Genomic DNA, 18,441 nt, shown 5'->3' on the forward strand with positions numbered 1-18,441 from the left:
GATACTGCAACGCCTGCGCCAGCTCAGCATCAGCAGCAGCCTGCGGGGAGCGTTTCTGACGGGCGCATTACTGACGTTGAGCGTAAGCTGCGTCAGTTTGTACTCCTGGCATGAGCAGAGCTCGCAGATACGTTATTCACTTGATGATTACTTCCCGCGCGTACATTCCGCTTTTTTGATAGAAGGAAATCTCAACCTGGTTGTGGATCAGCTTAATGAATTCCTGTTGGCCCCCAACACCACGGTAAGGCTGCAACTACGCAATCAGATTATTTCTCATCTGGACAAAATTGAGGTGCTGAGCCGGGGATTACAATCGGCAGAACAGCAGCAGTTGGCGGTGATTTTGCAAGACAGCAGGGCGCTGATGGCGGAGCTGGACCGGGTGCTCTACAACATGTTCCTCGTGCGCGAAAAGGTGAGTGAACTCTCCGCGCGCATCGACTGGCTACATGATGATTTTACAACCGAGCTGAATTCGCTGGTGCAGGATTTTACCTGGCAGCAGGGGACGTTGCTGGATCAAATTGAGGCCAAAAACGGCGATGCGGCGCAGTATCTCAAACGTGCCAGAGAGGTACAAAACGAGCAGCAGCAGGTCTACACCCTGGCAAGAATTGAAAATCAGATCGTGGATGATTTACGCGACAGGCTCAATGAACTGAAGTCGGGTAGCGACGACGGAATGCTGGTGGAGAATCATATCCGCTATCTGGAGAACCTGAAGAAAACGGCGGATGAAAATATCCGTACCCTCGATGACTGGCCCAGTACTATCACCTTGCGGCAAACCATTGATGAGTTACTGGAAATCGGGATGATGAAAAATAAAATGCCCGATACCATGCGCGATTATGTCGCCGCGCAAAAAGCGCTCGTTGATGCTAACCATGCCAGAGAGGCAACGCTCGGGCGCTTTCGAACACTGCTTGAGGCACAGTTGGGGAGTAGCCATCAGCAAATGCAGATGTTTAACCAGCGGCTGGAACAAATTGTTCGCGTCAGCGGTGGACTTATTCTGCTGGCGACGCTGCTGGCGCTACTTCTCGCCTGGGGGCTCAACCATTACTTTATTCGTTCGCGTCTGGTGAAGCGTTTTACCGCTCTCAACCAGGCCGTGGTGCAAATTGGTCTTGGCAGAACGGATGCCACCATCCCGGTTTATGGGCGCGATGAGCTCGGGCGCATCGCAGGATTGCTGCGCCATACTCTGGGCCAGTTGAGTGCGCAAAAAAATCAGCTGGAGCAGGAAGTGACAGAGCGCAAGGAGATAGAGTCCGATCTCCGGGCAACGCAGGATGAACTGATCCAGACGGCAAAACTGGCAGTGGTTGGACAGACCATGACCACGCTGGCGCACGAGATTAACCAACCGCTGAATGCGCTGTCGATGTACCTGTTTACGGCGGGAAGGGCAATTGAACAAGGACAATCCGCTCAGGCCAGAAGTACGTTAACCAAAGCGGAGGGGCTGATTACCCGTATTGATGCCATTATCCGTTCGCTGCGTCAGTTTGCACGTCGGGCCGAGCCGGGCGCGCCTTTGCATCCGGTCGATCTGCGACAAACATTCAGCGCCGCCTGGGAACTGTTGGCCATGCGGCATAAGCCTCAGCAGGGTACGCTGACGCTTCCAGCCCAGAGTGTATGGGTGACAGGTGATGAAGTGCGTATTCAGCAGGTGCTGGTAAACGTACTGGCAAATGCGCTGGATGCCAGTCCGACTGGCGCGCAAATAGAGGTTCACTGGCAGGCTGAGGGCAGCCGATTGTGCGTCTTTGTCTGCGATAACGGCCCCGGCTGGCCGGAGGCGTTATTGCCATCACTATTAAAGCCGTTTACCACCAGTAAGGATGTGGGGCTCGGTATTGGCTTATCGATTTGTGTATCGTTAATGGGGCAAATGAACGGCGAGCTGCGCCTGGCGTCGACACCGGGGCGTAATGCCTGCGTCGTTCTGCAATTTAATCTGACGGATGTAAACGATGTTGTGTGATGACTATTCTGTTCTGCTGATTGATGATGATGCCGATGTTCTCGACGCTTACACTCTGTTGCTTGAACAAGAGGGGTACCGTGTCTATGCATGCAATAACCCTTTTGATGCCCGAAACTGGCTGCAGGCCGACTGGCCGGGGATTGTTCTGAGCGACGTGTGTATGCCTGGCTGCAATGGAATAGACCTGATGACGTTGTTTCATCAGGATGATAATCAGCTCCCTATCCTGCTAATCACCGGGCATGGCGATGTCCCGATGGCGGTGGAGGCAGTAAAGAAAGGCGCATGGGACTTTCTGCAAAAACCGGTCGACCCCGGCAAACTGCTGTCTCTGGTAGAGGATGCGCTGCGTCAGAGACGATCCGTGATTGCCCGTCGCCATTATTGCCAGCAAAAGCTTCAGGTTGAACTGCTCGGCTACAGTGACTGGGTCAATCAGTATCGTCAACGTCTGCAACACCTGGCGGAAACGGATATTGCCGTCTGGTTTTATGGCGAGCCGGGAACGGGACGTATGACCGGAGCCCGGTATTTGCATCAGCTTGGGCGCAGCGCTGATGGGCCGTTTATCCGCGGTGAACTGACGCCCGGGAACGCGGGACTACTCAATGACCTTATTGCACAGGCGCAAGGAGGAACGCTGGTCCTGAGCCATATTGAATGCCTGACACGTGAACAGCAGCACCATCTGGTGCATCTGCAAAGCCTGGAGCGGCGTCCGTTTCGTCTGATAGGCATTGGTGACACATCGTTAGTGGAACTGGCTGCAACCAACCAGATTGTGGCCGAACTCTACTACTGTTTTGCGATGACGCAAATCGGTTGCCAGCCGTTGTCACAGCGTCCGGATGATATTGAGCCGCTGTTTCGTCATTACCTGCAGAAAGCCTGTCTGCGCCTGAACCATCCCGTGCCCGAGGTTGAAGGGGAGTTACTGAAAGGCATGCGGCGTCGCGTGTGGTTAAGTAATGTCCGGGAACTGGCGAATGCCGCCGAGCTTTTTGCCGTTGGGCTACTCCCGCTGGCTGAAACCGCGAATCCGCAACTGCATCTGCCTGAACCAACACCGCTCGATCGGCGGGTTGAAGAGTACGAGCGACAGATCATTACTGAAGCGCTAAATATTCATCAGGGGCGCATTAATGAAGTGGCGGAGTATTTACAAATCCCGCGTAAAAAATTGTATTTACGCATGAGAAAATACGGGCTGAGCAAAGAACACTATAAGTTTTAGTCGCCAGGATTGGGGGAGAAGGGACGTCGAGAGTATTTCGGTGGCGGCGTTGGCGTTCACCGAAATAGGCAACGGAAGTCCAGGTGATTATCTGGTTGTTTTTCTTACCACATCAAATCATCAGGGATGACAAAATCAGCATACGGATCGTCTTCGTCCTTCGCTTCCTGGCTCAGCTCGCAATTTAAAACAATATAACTTGCATCGCGCTGCGCAATCTTGTCGGCGACGACAGCCGGGATAATGGCGTATTCGCTATCGTTGCCGCTTTCAGCCGTCAGTCGGGCAATGGCCAGACGGCCCTTGATCAGCTGAGACTGAGTCACCTTATCAACATAGACTTTTTTGATCAGGTTATTATCAGTAAAGTTGTAACCAATATCGCCACGGGTAATGGTGATTTTATTCATTTCAATCAGTTGCTTGATCTGCGCTTTATATTCTTTAGACAGCGCGGCCTGTTTCTGCTGTTCGCTGAGCTGCTTGTCGCGCTCAATTTGCGCTTTTTTATTCTCTTCAACCGCTTCTCTGGCTTCGCGAGCCTGAACGCGCGATTTCTTCGCCGTTCTTTGCACTTTGGCCATTTTTTTGCTGCTGACCAGACCTGCCTTAAGCATCTGTTCTTGTAGGGTAAGTTTTGTCATCGTCGCTTCTAATCCAATAAAATCGTTGTCAGGATTATAACCTTAACGTTCGGCGGGATGCCAGAAAATGGCCGAGCCACGACGGTTATCTCCAGTAGGCGTCACCGTTCTGCGTCTTACTCCTTTTCCGAATCGTGTTGATAGTTAACCCGTTTTTTAATAAGAAATAATATGCTGAATTATTTAAATATTTTGATAATAGATATCATAAATATAAATATTCCAGTGTTTTATCCTGATTGTCATAATCAAATAGAGTTATTTTGGCAGGTATTTAATCTAAAAAACAATCAGTTGTCTCTTGATCAAATTTAAAGTGCAGCCTCATTGCGCCGATAACCATAATGAAAATATGGACAATGGAGGGAAGTGGCATGTGGTGGGTTTATCGAATGCCGATGAAAATGAAGTTAATAATCGCGCTACAACCACTATTATTGGCGTTATGTTGGTTTGCTGGTTCAGGAATATTGACGCGCATTGAGACAGAACGGCAGATGGAAAATATTGCTCAACTGACAGCGCTCGCGCGTAGTGCCGGAAATGTGGTGCATGAGCTGCAAAAAGAACGGGGAATGAGCGTCGGATTTCTGGGGGCTGAAGGGAAGACGTTCAAAGATGAGTTAACCGCACAGCGGGCTTTAACCGATCGCGAGATCGAGGTCTTTGTGCGTTCACTGTCCGATACTGCATTGCCAGAAGGGGATGCCGCCAATTCTGTCACCACGTTCAAGAAAAACATTCTGTCGCTTGCCACCATCCGGGAAAACGTCACGCGATTGGGGCTTCCGGCCTCAGATGTCGTTAAGTTTTATACTAATGTCATTGCTGATGTGCTGAGTTTTGTGGGCAGGTTGGGGCAGTTGACGGATTCAGGCGAGATGGCGAACGCATTCGCCGCCTACTACAACTTGCTGAATTTGAAAGAACAAGCAGGTATTGAACGCGCGCTGCTGTCAAATATCTTTTCCTCCGGTCATTTCGCCGAGGGGCAGTTACATCAACTCAGTGATGTCGTCAGTAAACAGAACGTCTGGCTGGCACAATCGTTGCGTCTGAGCCCACCGGAACAGGCGGCTATGTTGAAAAGCCGCTTACAGTCCACAGAAGCGTCAAAAGCCCTCTCATTTCGCGAAACCGCGTTTAGTCATGCCGCGAACGGTGGATTTGATGTCGATCCTACTGTCTGGTTCAAGGTTCAAACCCAGCGTATTGAAGTGATGCGGCAGATAGAAGATGTGACGGCGAATCTTCTGTTAGCGAATGCGGAAAAACTCGCGCAGGATGCACGAAAAAACTGGCAAATATATATGATTGTCAGCTTGTTAGCGCTCCTGGCATCATTGGCGTTCGCAGGGGCAATCGCTATCAATATGCATCGTCAATTTAGTGACACGCTCCGCAAGATTGCGGGTATGAACGGCGATCTGACTCAACGGCTGGCGACCCCGGGGAAAGATGAGCTTTCCTCACTTAATCGCGCCTATAACACGATGCTGGAAAGTATTCAGCATATCGTCCAGGAGATTAAACAAGGCTCCGTGGTTTTATCCGATGCCAGCAGCAGTATTACGGCGGGTAATCAGGACCTGGCCCAACGCACGGATGAACAGGCAGCATCAATAGTACAAGCGGTGGCCAGTATGGAACAGCTCTCCACGACGATTACGCAAACGGCGGACAATGCCCGCGAAGCGGAGCATCTGACAATAAGGCTGGAAAAAGAGGTCCGCCAGGCCAGTAACGTCGCCAGTGCGGCAAATCAAAGCATGGGGGATATTCGCTCTTCCAGTGAGAAAATCTCGAATATTGTGACCTCGATTGACGATATTTCGTTTCAGACTAACTTGCTGGCGCTGAATGCGGCAGTGGAAGCTGCACGGGCCGGAGAGATGGGCAGGGGGTTTGCGATTGTCGCCAGTGAAGTGCGGAATCTTTCGCAGCGTTGTGCCAAAGAAGCTAATCAGATCCGCGAGCTGGTCGCGCAGAATATGGTAAAAATTAGTGAGGGTGTTGAGCGGGTTACGGCGTCCGCTACCGCGCTAGAAGCCGCGGCGGACAATACCACCAGCATGAAGCAATATATTACGGATATCGCTCGTGTAGCGACGGAACAATCGCAAGGGGTAACTCAGATTAACCTGGCACTGCGACCTATGGAGCAGGTCACGCAGCAAAACGCGGCGTTGGTTTCTCAGGCCGCGAGCGACAGCCAGCGCCTGGACAATCTGTCTGTCACCATGAAGGATCTGGTCAATCGTTTTGTTGTCTGACCTGACGCCGTTTAACCGACCCGGACAACATACCGGGTCGGTTCATCCCCTGGCGGGGAAATAGTATTAACGATAAATGGCTACAACGGGTTTTCCGTCATCGCCTATGGTTCCCCGGTACATACCTTCAGAGTTGAAGGACATGGTGTAATTACCGGCTTTATCAAGCACAATTACTCCACCGCTGCCATTCAGCGCCTTAACTTCATCCAGAGCATTCTGCGCTGCGTCTTTTAAAGGGGTATTGCGGTATTTCACCTGGGCTGCAATGTTATACGCGGTCAGCGTGCGGATAAACATTTCTCCTGAGCCGGTTGCGGATACCGCCACGGTTTCATTGTCGGCATAATTTCCTGCGCCAATGATAGGTGAATCCCCCACACGTCCGTAACGTTTGTTGGTCATTCCGCCTGTAGACGTTCCGGCAGCGAGATTACCGTCTTTATCCAGAGCAACAGCGCCGACAGTGCCATATTTATAGTCATACATCATTGGATCAGCGAACAGGGCAGCGCTCTTTCCATCGTGATCAAGGAGCACTTTTTCTTTTTTGATTGCATTCTGTAATTGCTGCCAGCGAAAATCTGTTTTGAAATAAGCAGGATCAACGGTTGCGAGTCCCTGTTCTTTTGCAAAGGTATCCGCGCCTGTCGAGACCATGAGTACGTGCGGGCTTTGAGTCATAACGGCATACGCCGCATTAATTGGGTTTTTAACCGTGGTTACACCGGCAACGGCACCGGCTTTTCGGGTTTTCCCATCCATAATGGACGCATCCAGTTCATTGCGGCCATCGTGGGTAAACACGGCACCTTTACCTGCATTGAAGAGAGGAGAATCTTCCATCACATTAATCGCTTTCTGAACGGCTTCCAGGCTGCTACCGCCTTTATTCAGAACCGCATAACCTGCATTCAGAGCTTCAGTGAGTTTTTCTGTATACTGCTTTTCCTGTTCTGGTGTGATGGTATCTTTTGTAATGGTACCGGCACCACCATGGATCACCAGCCTTATCGGCGATTGCGCGTCTCCCCATGCGGGAGCTGTCAGTAAGGTACAAAGGGTCAAAGTAGCGATACTGGTCTTGATTCTGATCATATGAATAAATTCCTTTTTTCTGAGTGATGAATCATTTCCGATAATGTTTCTCATTACCGGTATTAATCAGCCTGTTTATGGAGAACTTATTCCTGACAAACTGGCTAAAGATTAATCATGGCTATACTTCAATAATCATAATTTTGGTTAATTGATTTTAGTCAAAATATATTTTTAATGGTTGATTTATCAAAAAATGAAGCGTTTCCGCAGTAGTTTCTATCATTCCACTGACCATACTCGCGGGCTTCCGGTTGCAGTCTGTCGCTGGTAAAGTGAGCAACCAATACCGAGATGTGGCCAGAAGGGAATTCCGAGTGACCGAACGTATTGATTATCAGACTGAAAAATACAGCTTTACTGAGGCGACTGAAAGTTCCCGTCTGGCTGGCCAGTGGGCTGATGTTATTGCTGAATGTCGGGAAATGAAGGCGGGTCCGGAAGAGCGTCTGCGTATTGCTTTATTGAATGTGGACTATGTGACCAGCTTTGAGCTGCCTTTCCGTTTGTTATTACTCCGTACCCCGCAACTGATTGCCAGCGTTCGTGAAGAGCTGCAGCTTAGTCAGAAAAACGTAATCTTTAACGGCAAACGCTTTGGTTGTGTTTACAGCCTGAAAGCGAGTCTCGGCGGGATACCGGATGAATTTCAGTACCGCCTGTCGCATCGTATTCGACGCATTAATCGTGCAGGTTCAAGCGAAGCGCCATATCAGCAAATTGCTAAAACGGTGAAAGCACCGCGTGAGCGTCTGAAGCTGGCACTGGAATCAGGCCTTGATGTCACTGCTTTGGACGGGCTTTTCTGGTTTGGCAGCCAACGTATTGCTGCTGACGTACTGAGGCTGAGAAAATCAGGGATGCGGATAGCTACTGAGCAGACAATGGTGTCCGACAATCTTACTGCAACGGTGAGGAATGTGCCGTTTTATCGCCTGGCTCAGGGATGAACTGACAGGTAAATGAAAGGATTTAGCCGGATGCATTTAATTAAAAGTGTCCCCTGCAGGAATCGAACCTGCAACTAGCCCTTAGGAGGGGCTCGTTATATCCATTTAACTAAGGGGACGAAGCGGCACGAGTATAGCGTTTTTTACTCACAACGGTAAGCCTCAGGCCGCCCAACTGCTCAAACCGTCACCATTCAAGCCTGTTTTTTCTGATTTTTCTGCTTTTGCTCATCCCGCCTGGCTTGCAACCTGGCTTCTTCTTTGCGTTTATTGCTCATATCATTGCGGATCTGCGCGTGGCTCATCAGCGCGAAGATAAACGTCCCGCCACAGATATTCCCGGCGAGCGTTGGTAGCGCAAAGGGCCAGAAGAAATCACTCCAGTGCAGCGTACCATTAAAGACCAGATAGAGAATTTCCACCGAACCGACGACGATGTGCGTGGTATCGCCCAGCGCAATCAGCCAGGTCATCAGAATAATAACCACAATCTTTGCCGCACCGGCGGCGGGAAACATCCATACCATTGTGGCAATTAACCAGCCAGAAATGATGGCGTTGGAAAACATCTCCGTTGGCGTGTTTTTCATCACATCCATGCCGATTTTGACAAAAGCATCGCGGGTTTCTTCATCAAAAATCGGCATATGCTCAAACGCCCATGCCGCAACTCCGGTGCCAATAATATTACCTAGCAGAACCACACTCCACAGGCGCATCAGCAGGCCAAAATTGCCGAGCGTAGGGTTTTGCATTACCGGCAGGACGGCGGTGACGGTATTTTCGGTAAACAGTTGCTGGCGGGCCATAATGACAATTATAAAGCCGAAGGTATAACCGAGGTTCTCCAGCAAAAATCCTCCAGGCACACCTTCCAGCTGCACATGAAAAATTCCTTTAGCCAGTAGCGAGGCGCCCATCGACAGTCCCGCAGCGATGGCTGACCACAGTAGCGCCATCGCGTCGCGCTCCATTTCTTTCTCCCCATCCTGGCGGATATGTTCATGGATCGCCATGGCGCGGGAGGGGAGTCTGTCCTCATCGACCTCAATCTTTTTACCCTCTAGCTTTTCGTCACTGTCGACCTGGAGTTCGTCGCTGTGCCGATCAATCTTTTCGTTCTCAATGTCATTCATAGCCGAATCCTGAATTAGCACGTATTGCTAAAGCGTAGCGGCTTTTGTCCGAAAATCAGCGGGAGAAAGTCTGAGATAGCAAAAATGGTAACGTTAGTTTTTATTGGGGTAGCTAGAATAGAGCCGCCGCGGAGTGCGCATTACCAGGCTATGATCAAATCAGTAACACAGGGTATATAGACATCATTTGACGTGCTGTTACAATCGCTCACATCTAAACAGGCGGATACGTCATCGTTCCGTCATGGATGGCAATCAGCGATAGCCATAATACACAGGGAGACACTTATGAAGCTTCGCCTGTCGGCGCTTGCGCTGGGAACCACACTTTTGGTGGGGTGTGCGAGCTCTGGTACTGAACAGCAGGGGCGTTCGGACCCATTTGAAGGGTTCAACCGCACCATGTACAACTTCAACTTTAATGTTTTAGATCCATACGTTGTTCGACCGGTGGCAGTTGCCTGGCGTGATTATGTCCCGCAGCCGGCGCGTAACGGTTTGAGCAATTTTACCGGCAACCTTGAAGAGCCGGCCGTTATGGTCAACTACTTCCTGCAAGGCGACCCCTATCAGGGGATGGTGCACTTCACCCGTTTCTTCCTGAACACCCTGTTAGGTATGGGCGGATTTATCGACGTGGCGGGTATGGCTAATCCGAAGTTACAGCGCGTTGAACCACACCGTTTTGGTAGTACGTTAGGCCACTATGACGTTGGTTACGGACCGTATATGCAGCTTCCATTCTACGGCAGCTTCACGCTGCGTGATGATGGCGGCGACATGGTGGATACGCTGTATCCGGTACTGTCCTGGCTGACCTGGCCGTTGTCGATAGGTAAATGGACGGTTGAAGGGATTGAAACCCGCGCGCAACTGCTTGATTCCGACGGTCTGCTGCGTCAGTCTTCCGACCCTTACATCATGGTGCGAGAAGCTTACTTCCAGCGTCATGACTTTATTGCGAACGGTGGGAAACTCAAACCAGAAGAAAACCCGAACGCGAAAGATATTCAGGACGATTTAAAAGAGATCGATTCCGAGTAAGGAAGGATGAAAATAAAAAGGTGAGCTAAAAAGCTCACCTTTTTTATATCTGAAGAAAATCAGAATGCGTAGTTGAAGTTGGTACCGAACAGCCAGGCTTTACCTTCAGAATCGAAAGTATACGGGCCTTCTTTGACGGTCACTTTCTGGCCGTGCATATAAGAAACGCCTACGTCAATGGATGCGTCATCATTGAAGGCGTAAGTGGTACCCGCACTCAACCACAGACGGTCCTGGTCCGGAATGGAGATGGAACGCTTGCTCGCAGGAACCGGGCTATCGTCATAGGCGATACCGGTACGGAAGGTCCAGCTTTTATCCATGTAATAAGTCGTACCCAGCGCGATGCGGTAAGAATCTTTGAACCCTTCTTCTTTATAGAACAGCGTCTGCCCGTTGGTGCCGGTTGCTTTCAGTTCCTGGAACTGACTCCAACTGGTGTAAGCCATGCTGTAGTGAATAGCCCACTGTGGTGCAACGCGGTTGTAACCCGACAGTTCCCACATTTCCGGTAGGTTAAGCGTCAGAGAACCTGGGACGGTGGCGTTGGTGGTTCCCCAAGGGAACGCCGTGCCTGCGCCAGGTAACGCGTTGGCCTGGGTGCGGATGCCGCTCTTGTAATCGCCATCGAAGTCGATTTTGACTTCAGACCGATACGTTAAACCGTAGCGGTTATTTTTATCCAGCTCGTACAAAATACCAGCGTTCCAGCCGTAACCCCATTCGTCACCTTTCAGGCTGGCAATTTTCTGGCTGACTTTTGGCAATGCAGCAGTTTGTTCACCGGAATAACGCTCAATTTTTGCATCGGCATAGACGGCATTAAAACCAACGCCAAAGCTCCAGCTATCATTCAGACGGTAGGCACCGCTCAGGTTCAGGTTGACCGTTTTAAGATCGGTCTTCCCGCCGTATTCGCCGACGATGTAGTTATCGTTAAATTCGGTTGCCAGGCCATAGTTTGACGTGACAGAAGCCCCCCAACCAAACTGTTCGTTGATCGGCATCACGAAGTGAGCATTGGGAACCCACGCCGTAGGCGCGATGTTGTCCGCATCGGTGCTGCGACCGGTGTATGGCGATTTACCGGAAATATTCACGTCTGGATCGATATACACCGCACCCGCTGAAAAAGTAGGGCGGTCAAACATCATAATCAGCGCCGGGTTACGACTGGCGTTACCTGCATCATCTGCAATAGCGCCTTCACCCGAATATGCCCGGCCAAGGCCAGAGGAAGAAAATTCGTTTAACTGAAAGCCTGCAGACCAGGCCTGTGTGGAGATAATTGCCACTGCGACTGCGAGAGCAGACTTTGTAAACAGGGTTTTCTGGCTCATGACCATAACCTCATTGATTTATTTTTATACAAACAATGTTACATACCGTAACAGGAGCGCGAAGTGTAGGGTCTGAGGTACAACTTAGAAATCAGACCAGTGCCGAGAGTATAGGTCTGACCAGCTGAAATGTTGCAAGTATGTTTATAAATATTTTCAATTCTGATCTCGGAAACGCGATCCAGCTGGCAAAATTGCGGGTATGCACACTCACCTGTTTGGGTGATTTTTGTTTTAGATCATTTTTAAGTGTGATTTCGGTCACTTATCCCATTTCATACAATTAACGACTGGAGAGGCGAATAATGGGAGCGTAAAATATCCCCATCGTTTATCTGGCACCACAGGTGCGAATACAGAGGAAATCTACAATGAGTAAATGCAGTGCTGATGAAACCCCGGTTTGCTGCTGTATGGATGTTGGCACCATCATGGACAACTCCGATTGCACCGCGTCATACAGCCGTGTGTTCGCGAATCGTGCAGAGGCAGAAGAAACGCTGGCCGCTCTGACTGAGAAGGCGCGTGGCGTGGAATCTGAGCCTTGCCAAATCACCTCGACCTTTACTGAAGAGTCTGAAGGTGTGCGTCTGGATATCGACTTTGTTTTTGCCTGTGAAGCTGAAACGCTGATCTTCCAGCTGGGCCTGCGTTAATCCCTTCTTTAAAAGCCCTTGTTACCCGGTAGCAAGGGCTTTTTCGTCACTGTCAGTGATTATTCACTGTGTCATAGCTCCCACTTTCTTTTCTCCCTGCTTGGCTAAATGTAAAAAATTGGTTAAGACTGTGATCAGGTCAGACCACTTATTTTTATTTTTTACAGGGGAGTGTTATGAGTCAGGCTTTACCGCTGGTTACCCGCCAGGGCGATCGCATCGCCATCGTAAGCGGATTGCGTACGCCATTTGCCCGCCAGGCAACCGCGTTTCATGGCATTCCCGCCGTAGATTTGGGGAAAATGGTCGTTGGCGAGCTGCTGGCGCGCAGCGAAATTTCTGCTGATGTGATTGAGCAACTGGTCTTTGGCCAGGTGGTGCAAATGCCCGAAGCCCCAAATATTGCTCGTGAAATCGTGCTGGGAACCGGGATGAATGTGCACACCGATGCCTACAGCGTAAGCCGAGCCTGCGCCACCAGTTTCCAGGCGGTGGCGAATGTCGCGGAAAGCCTGATGGCGGGGACTATTCGCGCAGGAATTGCCGGCGGTGCGGACTCCTCGTCAGTTCTGCCTATTGGCGTTAGCAAAAAGTTGGCGCGGGTGCTGGTGGATGTCAATAAGGCCCGGACCACCGGTCAGCGTCTTAAACTTTTCTCCCGACTGCGCTTACGTGACCTGATGCCCGTACCGCCAGCCGTCGCCGAGTATTCCACCGGTTTACGCATGGGGGATACGGCCGAGCAAATGGCCAAAACTTATGGGATTACGCGAGAGCAACAGGATGCCCTGGCGCACCGTTCTCATCAGCGCGCCGCTCAGGCGTGGTCTGAAGGAAAACTGGCAGATGAGGTGATGACCACCTACGCGCCACCTTTCAAAGATCCTTTTTCAGAAGATAACAATATTCGCGGCAACTCTACGCTGGCCGATTACGCCAAACTGCGTCCGGCCTTTGACCGAAAGCACGGCACCGTTACCGCGGCGAACAGTACCCCGCTAACGGACGGCGCAGCCGCCGTGATTATGATGACGGAATCGCGTGCGAAAGAGTTGGGGCTGGTGCCGCTGGGATACCTGCGTAGTTTTGCCTTTACCGCCATCGATGTCTGGCAGGACATGCTGTTGGGGCCGGCGTGGTCAACGCCGCTTGCCCTGGAGAGAGCGGGTCTGACCATGGCTGATTTAACCCTGATCGATATGCATGAAGCATTTGCCGCACAAACGCTGGCGAATCTTCAACTGCTGGGTAGCGAACGTTTTGCCCGCGAAGTGCTGGGCAGGGCGCATGCCACGGGCGAGGTCGATGACAGTAAATTTAATGTGCTGGGCGGATCGATTGCCTATGGACACCCCTTCGCCGCCACCGGTGCTCGCATGATCACCCAAACCCTCCATGAGTTACGACGCCGTGGCGGTGGTTTTGGTTTAGTGACAGCCTGTGCTGCAGGTGGTCTGGGTGCGGCAATGGTTCTGGAGGCGGAATAATGGAAATGACATCGGCTTTTACACTAAACGTACGTCTGGATAACGTCGCTGTTGTCACCATTGATGTGCCCGGAGAGAAAATGAATACCCTGAAGGCGGAATTTGCCTCCCAGGTTCGGGTCATTCTGAAACAAATTCGCGATAACAAAGCATTACGCGGCGTGGTGTTCATTTCGGCGAAACCCGATAACTTCATTGCCGGGGCGGATATCAACATGATTGGTCGCTGTCGCAGCGCGCAGGAAGCTGAAACGCTGGCACGCCAGGGGCAGCAGATTATGGCGGAAATTAATGCCTTGCCGATCCCCGTAATCGCCGCAATTCATGGCGCCTGTCTCGGCGGTGGCCTGGAGATGGCGCTGGCGTGCCACAATCGTATTTGTACCGATGATGCTAAAACCGTACTGGGTTTACCGGAAGTGCAGCTTGGTCTGCTGCCCGGCTCTGGCGGTACCCAGCGGTTGCCCCGTCTGATTGGCGTCAGTACCGCGCTGGATATGATCCTCACCGGAAAACAACTACGCGCAAAACAGGCGCTGAAAGTGGGTTTAGTGGATGAAGTTGTACCGCATACCATTTTGCTGGAAGCGGCCGTAGAACTGGCCAAAAAGGACAGTCCCGCACACCGAACTCTGCCGGTGCGAGAGCGTGTGCTAGCGGGGCCGCTGGGGCGGGCGCTGTTATTCCGCATGGCCAGTAAAAAGACGGCGCAAAAAACGCAGGGCAACTACCCTGCAACAGAACGTATCCTTGAGGTCATCGAAACCGGCCTGGCGCAAGGCAGCAGCAGCGGTTACGACGCCGAAGCCCGCGCGTTTGGCGAACTGGCGATGACATCTCAGTCTCAGGCGCTGCGGCACATCTTTTTTGCCAACACCGATGTGAAAAAGGATCCCGGAAGTGATGTGAAGCCCGGCCCGCTAAACAGTGTAGGCATTTTGGGCGGAGGTCTGATGGGGGGCGGTATTGCCTATGTGACGGCCTGTAAAGGCGGCTTGCCAGTGCGTATCAAAGATATAAATGCCAAGGGAATCAACCACGCGCTGAAGTACAGCTGGGATCAGCTTGAAACGAAGGTTCGCCGCCGTCATATCAAACCCAGCGAGCGTGATAAACAGCTGGCGCTGATTTCGGGATCAACCGATTACCGTGGCTTCGCTCATCGCGACCTGGTTATTGAAGCCGTATTTGAAGATCTGGCGTTAAAACAACAGATGGTGGCAGAAGTTGAGCAAAATTGCGCATCTCATACCATTTTTGCCTCTAACACCTCATCTTTGCCGATTGGCGATATTGCGGCGAACGCTGCCAGGCCACAACAAGTAATTGGTTTGCACTTCTTTAGCCCGGTGGAAAAAATGCCGCTGGTCGAGGTTATCCCGCATGCCACGACCTCTGAGCAGACAATTGCCACAACCGTTAAACTGGCGAAAAAGCAGGGCAAAACGCCGATAGTGGTCAGAGATAAGGCCGGATTTTATGTTAACCGCATTTTAGCGCCATACATTAACGAAGCTATTCGTATGCTGACCGAAGGCGAGCGGGTTGAAGCCATTGACGCCGCGCTGGTTAAGTTTGGTTTTCCGGTCGGGCCAATCCAACTTTTGGATGAGGTCGGAATTGATACGGGCACTAAAATTATACCAGTGCTTGAGGCTGCATATGGAGAACGTTTTAGCGCGCCTGCAAATATTGTTGCTTCAATTTTGAATGACGATCGCAAAGGTAGAAAAAATGGTCGTGGTTTCTATCTTTATGGAGCGAAAGGGCGTAAAAGCAAAAAACAGGTCGACCCTGCAATTTATACGCTTATTGGCGTCCAGGGGCAGGGCCGACTCACCGCCGCGCAGATCGCCGAGCGGTGCGTCATGTTAATGCTCAATGAAGCAGCACGCTGTTTCGATGAGAAGATTATCCGCAGCGCGCGTGATGGCGATATCGGCGCTGTATTTGGTATTGGTTTTCCGCCCTTCCTCGGCGGCCCGTTCCGGTATTTGGATTCGCTCGGCGCGGGTGAAGTGGTTGCTGCTCTGCAACGACTGACCACGCAATACGGCTCGCGGTTTATGCCGTGTGAGCAGTTATTGCAGATGGCGGAACGTGGTGAAAGATTCTGGAGTAATGGGGAAACTGACCTGAATTCATGAGGTCAAAGGTAGGATGAATCCGCACTGAATGTATGGGTCGCGCTCAAAATGTAAACAGAGATTGACTATACTTACGCCGTTGAGGTAAAAAACAGCGTTTCATTCGGTGAATGGATAAGGCACAATGCCGGCCACCACATCGTTACCACGGTCAATAGGGGCTGTGGATAAAGGTGTCGGTGATTCTGGTTAACAAAAGCGGTGCAATATGCAAGTTTTTATCATGCGTCACGGCGACGCAGCCCTCGATGCCGCCAGTGATTCGGTTCGTCCCTTAACCTCCTGTGGTTGTGACGAATCTCGCCTGATGGCGAACTGGCTGAAAGGTCAAAAAGTGGATATCGAACGTGTTCTGGTGAGCCCGTTCCTACGAGCCGAACAAACGCTGGATGTGGTGGGGGAGTGTATGAACCTGCCAACCGGTGTGGATGTTTTGCCGGAGCTGACTCCCTGCGGCGATGTCGGTCTGGTCAGCGCCTATTTACAGGCTCTGGCCAATGAAGGTATCGCCACGGCGCTGGTCATCTCTCACTTACCTTTAGTGGGGTATCTGGTGTCTGAACTTTGCCCAGGCGAAACACCGCCGATGTTTACCACATCAGCGATTGCCAGCGTAACGCTTGATGAGAGCGGGAAGGGTACTTTTAACTGGCAGATGAGCCCGTGTAACCTGAAAATGGCAAAAGCGATTTAAAAAGCCTGGAATCGGATAAGGCACAGCCGTCATCCGGAAAATCAAAGAGCCGCAAATGCGGCTCTTTCTGTTTTTCTGCATCAGGGAAGTTCGGGTGGTTGCCACTCTTCCACTTCAATCAGCAGCAGCAGCGCGGCGTCGCCACCGTACTCTTTTGGCGCTTGATGAAAGGCCATCACGTGCGGATGCTGCGCCAGCCAGAGCGGCGTTTGCTGCTTAAGAATATGTTTTCCGTGGCCATGCATCACGCAGGCGCAAAACACATGCTCACGACGACAGGCGGCAATCAGCGCGCCTAACTCCTGTTTGGCCTGCTGCTGGGTCAGCCCGTGCAGATCGAGAAACAGCTCCGGGGAGTAATCGCCACGGCGCATTTTCTTCAGTTCGAAATGGCTGACGTCGGCACGCAGATATCTTACCGGGCCGTCCGTATTCAGCAGCGGCTGAAACTCGTCCGAGAAATAGTGACTGGCATCAGCTTGTTCCTGCAGCAGCCTTTTAACCGGAACCTCGGTAATTTTTTTACGTAGCGGTCGGTGAACAATGGTGTCCTGTTTAATTTTACGCGTGCCGGTCATCAGCTGGCGAAACAGCGTCTGATCCTCCTCGCTGAGCGATGTTTTCTTTTTCATTCGAGAGTCTCATCTTTTATTTTTCGTTAGTTTAACCCGACTCGGCGGGCATCCGATCGCTTAAAACGCAATTTTCGCGCTCAGGCCCTGTGTGAATGCTGATTTATCGCCGTCTTCGTGGCAAACTAGCCGCCGAAATTAATACGAGCATGCCCTGGAGGAATACGTGGATAAAATTTTCGTCGATGAAGCAGTGAGTGAACTGCATACCATTCAGGACATGTTGCGTTGGGCGGTCAGCCGTTTTAGCGCGGCGAACATCTGGTATGGCCATGGCACGGATAACCCATGGGACGAGGCCGTACAGCTGGTGCTGCCGTCACTTTATCTGCCGCTGGATATTCCAGAAGATATGCGTACCGCGCGTCTGACTTCCAGCGAGCGCCATCGCATTGTTGAACGCGTGATTCGCCGCGTCAACGAGCGCATTCCGGTCGCTTATTTGACCAACAAAGCCTGGTTCTGCGGGCATGAGTTTTATGTTGATGAACGCGTGCTGGTGCCACGTTCGCCGATTGGCGAGCTTATTAATAACCGCTTTGCGGGCCTTATTAATGAGCAGCCACAGCATATCCTGGATATGTGTACCGGCAGCGGCTGTATTGCCATTGCCTGCGCCTATGCTTTCCCGGAGGCCGAAGTGGATGCGGTGGATATTTCCACCGACGCGCTGGCGGTGACCGAACACAATATTGAAGAGCACGGCCTGATCCATCATGTTACGCCGATCCGTTCCGATCTGTTCCGCGATCTGCTGAAAGTCCAGTATGACCTGATTGTGACCAATCCGCCGTATGTCGATGCGGAAGATATGTCCGATCTGCCAAACGAATATCGTCATGAACCTGAGCTGGGTCTGGCGTCTGGCAGTGATGGACTGAAACTTACCCGCCGCATTCTGGGTAACGCTCCGGACTACCTGTCAGATAACGGTATTCTGATTTGTGAAGTCGGAAACAGCATGGTACATCTGATAGAGCAATACCCGGATGTACCGTTCACCTGGCTGGAGTTCGACAACGGCGGTGAAGGTGTATTCATGCTGACCAAAGAGCAGTTAGTTGCTGCTCGCGAGCACTTCAGCATTTATAAAGACTAAATACACGC

15 protein-coding genes and 1 tRNA gene are annotated in these 18,441 nt (G+C 51.4%); 10 read left to right on the forward strand and 6 right to left on the reverse strand.

All coding sequences use genetic code 11. The features are described from left to right. Position 1 precedes the first annotated feature (1 nt). Both pgtB and pgtA read left to right on the forward strand, forming a co-directional pair. On the forward strand, positions 2–1,996 hold the full coding sequence (gene pgtB / locus KQJ19_RS05020; RefSeq protein WP_170973721.1) for a two-component system sensor histidine kinase PgtB: 1,995 nt from the start codon (positions 2–4) through the stop codon (positions 1,994–1,996). After that, entirely contained in the window at positions 1,986–3,233 is a 1,248-nt protein-coding gene (gene pgtA, locus KQJ19_RS05025; protein ID WP_216403398.1) for a two-component system response regulator PgtA, read from the forward strand. Before pgtB ends, pgtA begins: the two co-directional genes overlap by 11 nt. Before the next feature lie 104 nt (positions 3,234–3,337). Here the strand turns inward: pgtA and KQJ19_RS05030 are convergent, their stop codons facing one another. Continuing rightward, on the reverse strand, positions 3,338–3,877 hold the full coding sequence (locus KQJ19_RS05030) for a DUF2058 domain-containing protein (RefSeq protein WP_016153886.1): 540 nt from the start codon (positions 3,875–3,877) through the stop codon (positions 3,338–3,340). Positions 3,878–4,251: 374 nt separating this feature from the next. Here KQJ19_RS05030 and KQJ19_RS05035 point away from each other — a divergent pair, with 374 nt between their 5' ends. Next, positions 4,252–6,150: a methyl-accepting chemotaxis protein gene (locus KQJ19_RS05035; RefSeq protein WP_216403399.1), complete on the forward strand. Its 1,899-nt coding sequence runs from the start codon at positions 4,252–4,254 to the stop codon at positions 6,148–6,150. Positions 6,151–6,216: 66 nt separating this feature from the next. Here the strand turns inward: KQJ19_RS05035 and KQJ19_RS05040 are convergent, their stop codons facing one another. Beyond that, entirely contained in the window at positions 6,217–7,248 is a 1,032-nt protein-coding gene (locus KQJ19_RS05040; RefSeq protein ID WP_019077319.1) for an isoaspartyl peptidase/L-asparaginase, read from the reverse strand. 317 nt (positions 7,249–7,565) lie between these two features. Between KQJ19_RS05040 and KQJ19_RS05045 the strand changes: the two genes are divergently transcribed. After that, entirely contained in the window at positions 7,566–8,198 is a 633-nt protein-coding gene (locus KQJ19_RS05045; RefSeq protein WP_047500165.1) for a DNA-binding protein, read from the forward strand. A 47-nt stretch (positions 8,199–8,245) separates the two neighbouring features. On the opposite strand, the gene KQJ19_RS05050 is transcribed toward KQJ19_RS05045, so the two are convergent. Next, positions 8,246–8,317: transfer RNA gene (locus tag KQJ19_RS05050), tRNA-Arg, on the reverse strand. A 75-nt stretch (positions 8,318–8,392) separates the two neighbouring features. Next, entirely contained in the window at positions 8,393–9,334 is a 942-nt protein-coding gene (locus tag KQJ19_RS05055; RefSeq protein WP_047416338.1) for a formate/nitrite transporter family protein, read from the reverse strand. Positions 9,335–9,622: 288 nt separating this feature from the next. Between KQJ19_RS05055 and mlaA the strand changes: the two genes are divergently transcribed. Then, a complete protein-coding gene (gene mlaA / locus KQJ19_RS05060) occupies positions 9,623–10,378 on the forward strand; it encodes a phospholipid-binding lipoprotein MlaA (RefSeq protein ID WP_003028190.1) in 756 nt (251 codons plus the stop codon). 59 nt (positions 10,379–10,437) lie between these two features. Here mlaA and fadL read toward each other — a convergent pair whose 3' ends face one another. Then, positions 10,438–11,718, reverse strand: a complete 1,281-nt coding sequence (gene fadL / locus KQJ19_RS05065; protein WP_016157062.1) for a long-chain fatty acid transporter FadL — start codon at positions 11,716–11,718, stop codon at positions 10,438–10,440. 371 nt (positions 11,719–12,089) lie between these two features. On the opposite strand from fadL, the gene KQJ19_RS05070 reads away from it, so the two are divergent. The 4 genes from KQJ19_RS05070 (at position 12,090) to sixA (ending at position 16,702) form a co-directional block, all read left to right on the forward strand. Further along, positions 12,090–12,374, forward strand: coding sequence for a YfcZ/YiiS family protein (locus tag KQJ19_RS05070; RefSeq protein WP_003834838.1), 285 nt, complete (start codon positions 12,090–12,092; stop codon positions 12,372–12,374). Between the two features lie 176 nt (positions 12,375–12,550). Then, complete coding sequence (gene fadI, locus KQJ19_RS05075; RefSeq protein WP_016153879.1) at positions 12,551–13,861, forward strand: acetyl-CoA C-acyltransferase FadI; 1,311 nt, start codon at positions 12,551–12,553, stop codon at positions 13,859–13,861. Continuing rightward, positions 13,861–16,008, forward strand: coding sequence for a fatty acid oxidation complex subunit alpha FadJ (gene fadJ, locus KQJ19_RS05080; protein WP_216403400.1), 2,148 nt, complete (start codon positions 13,861–13,863; stop codon positions 16,006–16,008). The genes fadI and fadJ overlap by 1 nt, the downstream gene beginning before the upstream one ends. A 208-nt stretch (positions 16,009–16,216) precedes the next feature. Then, complete coding sequence (gene sixA / locus KQJ19_RS05085) at positions 16,217–16,702, forward strand: phosphohistidine phosphatase SixA (RefSeq protein ID WP_003028179.1); 486 nt, start codon at positions 16,217–16,219, stop codon at positions 16,700–16,702. Positions 16,703–16,782: 80 nt separating this feature from the next. Here sixA and smrB read toward each other — a convergent pair whose 3' ends face one another. Further along, entirely contained in the window at positions 16,783–17,334 is a 552-nt protein-coding gene (gene smrB, locus KQJ19_RS05090; RefSeq protein ID WP_016157059.1) for an endonuclease SmrB, read from the reverse strand. A 166-nt stretch (positions 17,335–17,500) separates the two neighbouring features. Between smrB and prmB the strand changes: the two genes are divergently transcribed. After that, complete coding sequence (gene prmB / locus KQJ19_RS05095) at positions 17,501–18,433, forward strand: 50S ribosomal protein L3 N(5)-glutamine methyltransferase (protein WP_016157058.1); 933 nt, start codon at positions 17,501–17,503, stop codon at positions 18,431–18,433. The last annotated feature ends 8 nt before the right edge of the window (positions 18,434–18,441 follow it).

The sequence above is a fragment of the Citrobacter sp. S46_ASV_140 genome, assembly GCF_018919545.1.
Classification (GTDB): Bacteria; Pseudomonadota; Gammaproteobacteria; order Enterobacterales; family Enterobacteriaceae; genus Citrobacter; species Citrobacter braakii.

Excerpts from the sequence above, each read along its gene's own strand:
- pgtA (WP_216403398.1), top strand. The coding sequence starts at position 1,986 with ATGTTGTGTGATGACTATTCTGTTCTGCTGATTGATGATGATGCCGAT.
- KQJ19_RS05030 (WP_016153886.1), bottom strand. The coding sequence starts at position 3,877 with ATGACAAAACTTACCCTACAAGAACAGATGCTTAAGGCAGGTCTGGTC.
- KQJ19_RS05035 (WP_216403399.1), top strand. The coding sequence starts at position 4,252 with ATGTGGTGGGTTTATCGAATGCCGATGAAAATGAAGTTAATAATCGCG.
- KQJ19_RS05040 (WP_019077319.1), bottom strand. The coding sequence starts at position 7,248 with ATGATCAGAATCAAGACCAGTATCGCTACTTTGACCCTTTGTACCTTA.
- KQJ19_RS05055 (WP_047416338.1), bottom strand. The coding sequence starts at position 9,334 with ATGAATGACATTGAGAACGAAAAGATTGATCGGCACAGCGACGAACTC.
- mlaA (WP_003028190.1), top strand. The coding sequence starts at position 9,623 with ATGAAGCTTCGCCTGTCGGCGCTTGCGCTGGGAACCACACTTTTGGTG.
- fadL (WP_016157062.1), bottom strand. The coding sequence starts at position 11,718 with ATGAGCCAGAAAACCCTGTTTACAAAGTCTGCTCTCGCAGTCGCAGTG.
- KQJ19_RS05070 (WP_003834838.1), top strand. The coding sequence starts at position 12,090 with ATGAGTAAATGCAGTGCTGATGAAACCCCGGTTTGCTGCTGTATGGAT.
- fadI (WP_016153879.1), top strand. The coding sequence starts at position 12,551 with ATGAGTCAGGCTTTACCGCTGGTTACCCGCCAGGGCGATCGCATCGCC.
- fadJ (WP_216403400.1), top strand. The coding sequence starts at position 13,861 with ATGGAAATGACATCGGCTTTTACACTAAACGTACGTCTGGATAACGTC.
- sixA (WP_003028179.1), top strand. The coding sequence starts at position 16,217 with ATGCAAGTTTTTATCATGCGTCACGGCGACGCAGCCCTCGATGCCGCC.
- smrB (WP_016157059.1), bottom strand. The coding sequence starts at position 17,334 with ATGAAAAAGAAAACATCGCTCAGCGAGGAGGATCAGACGCTGTTTCGC.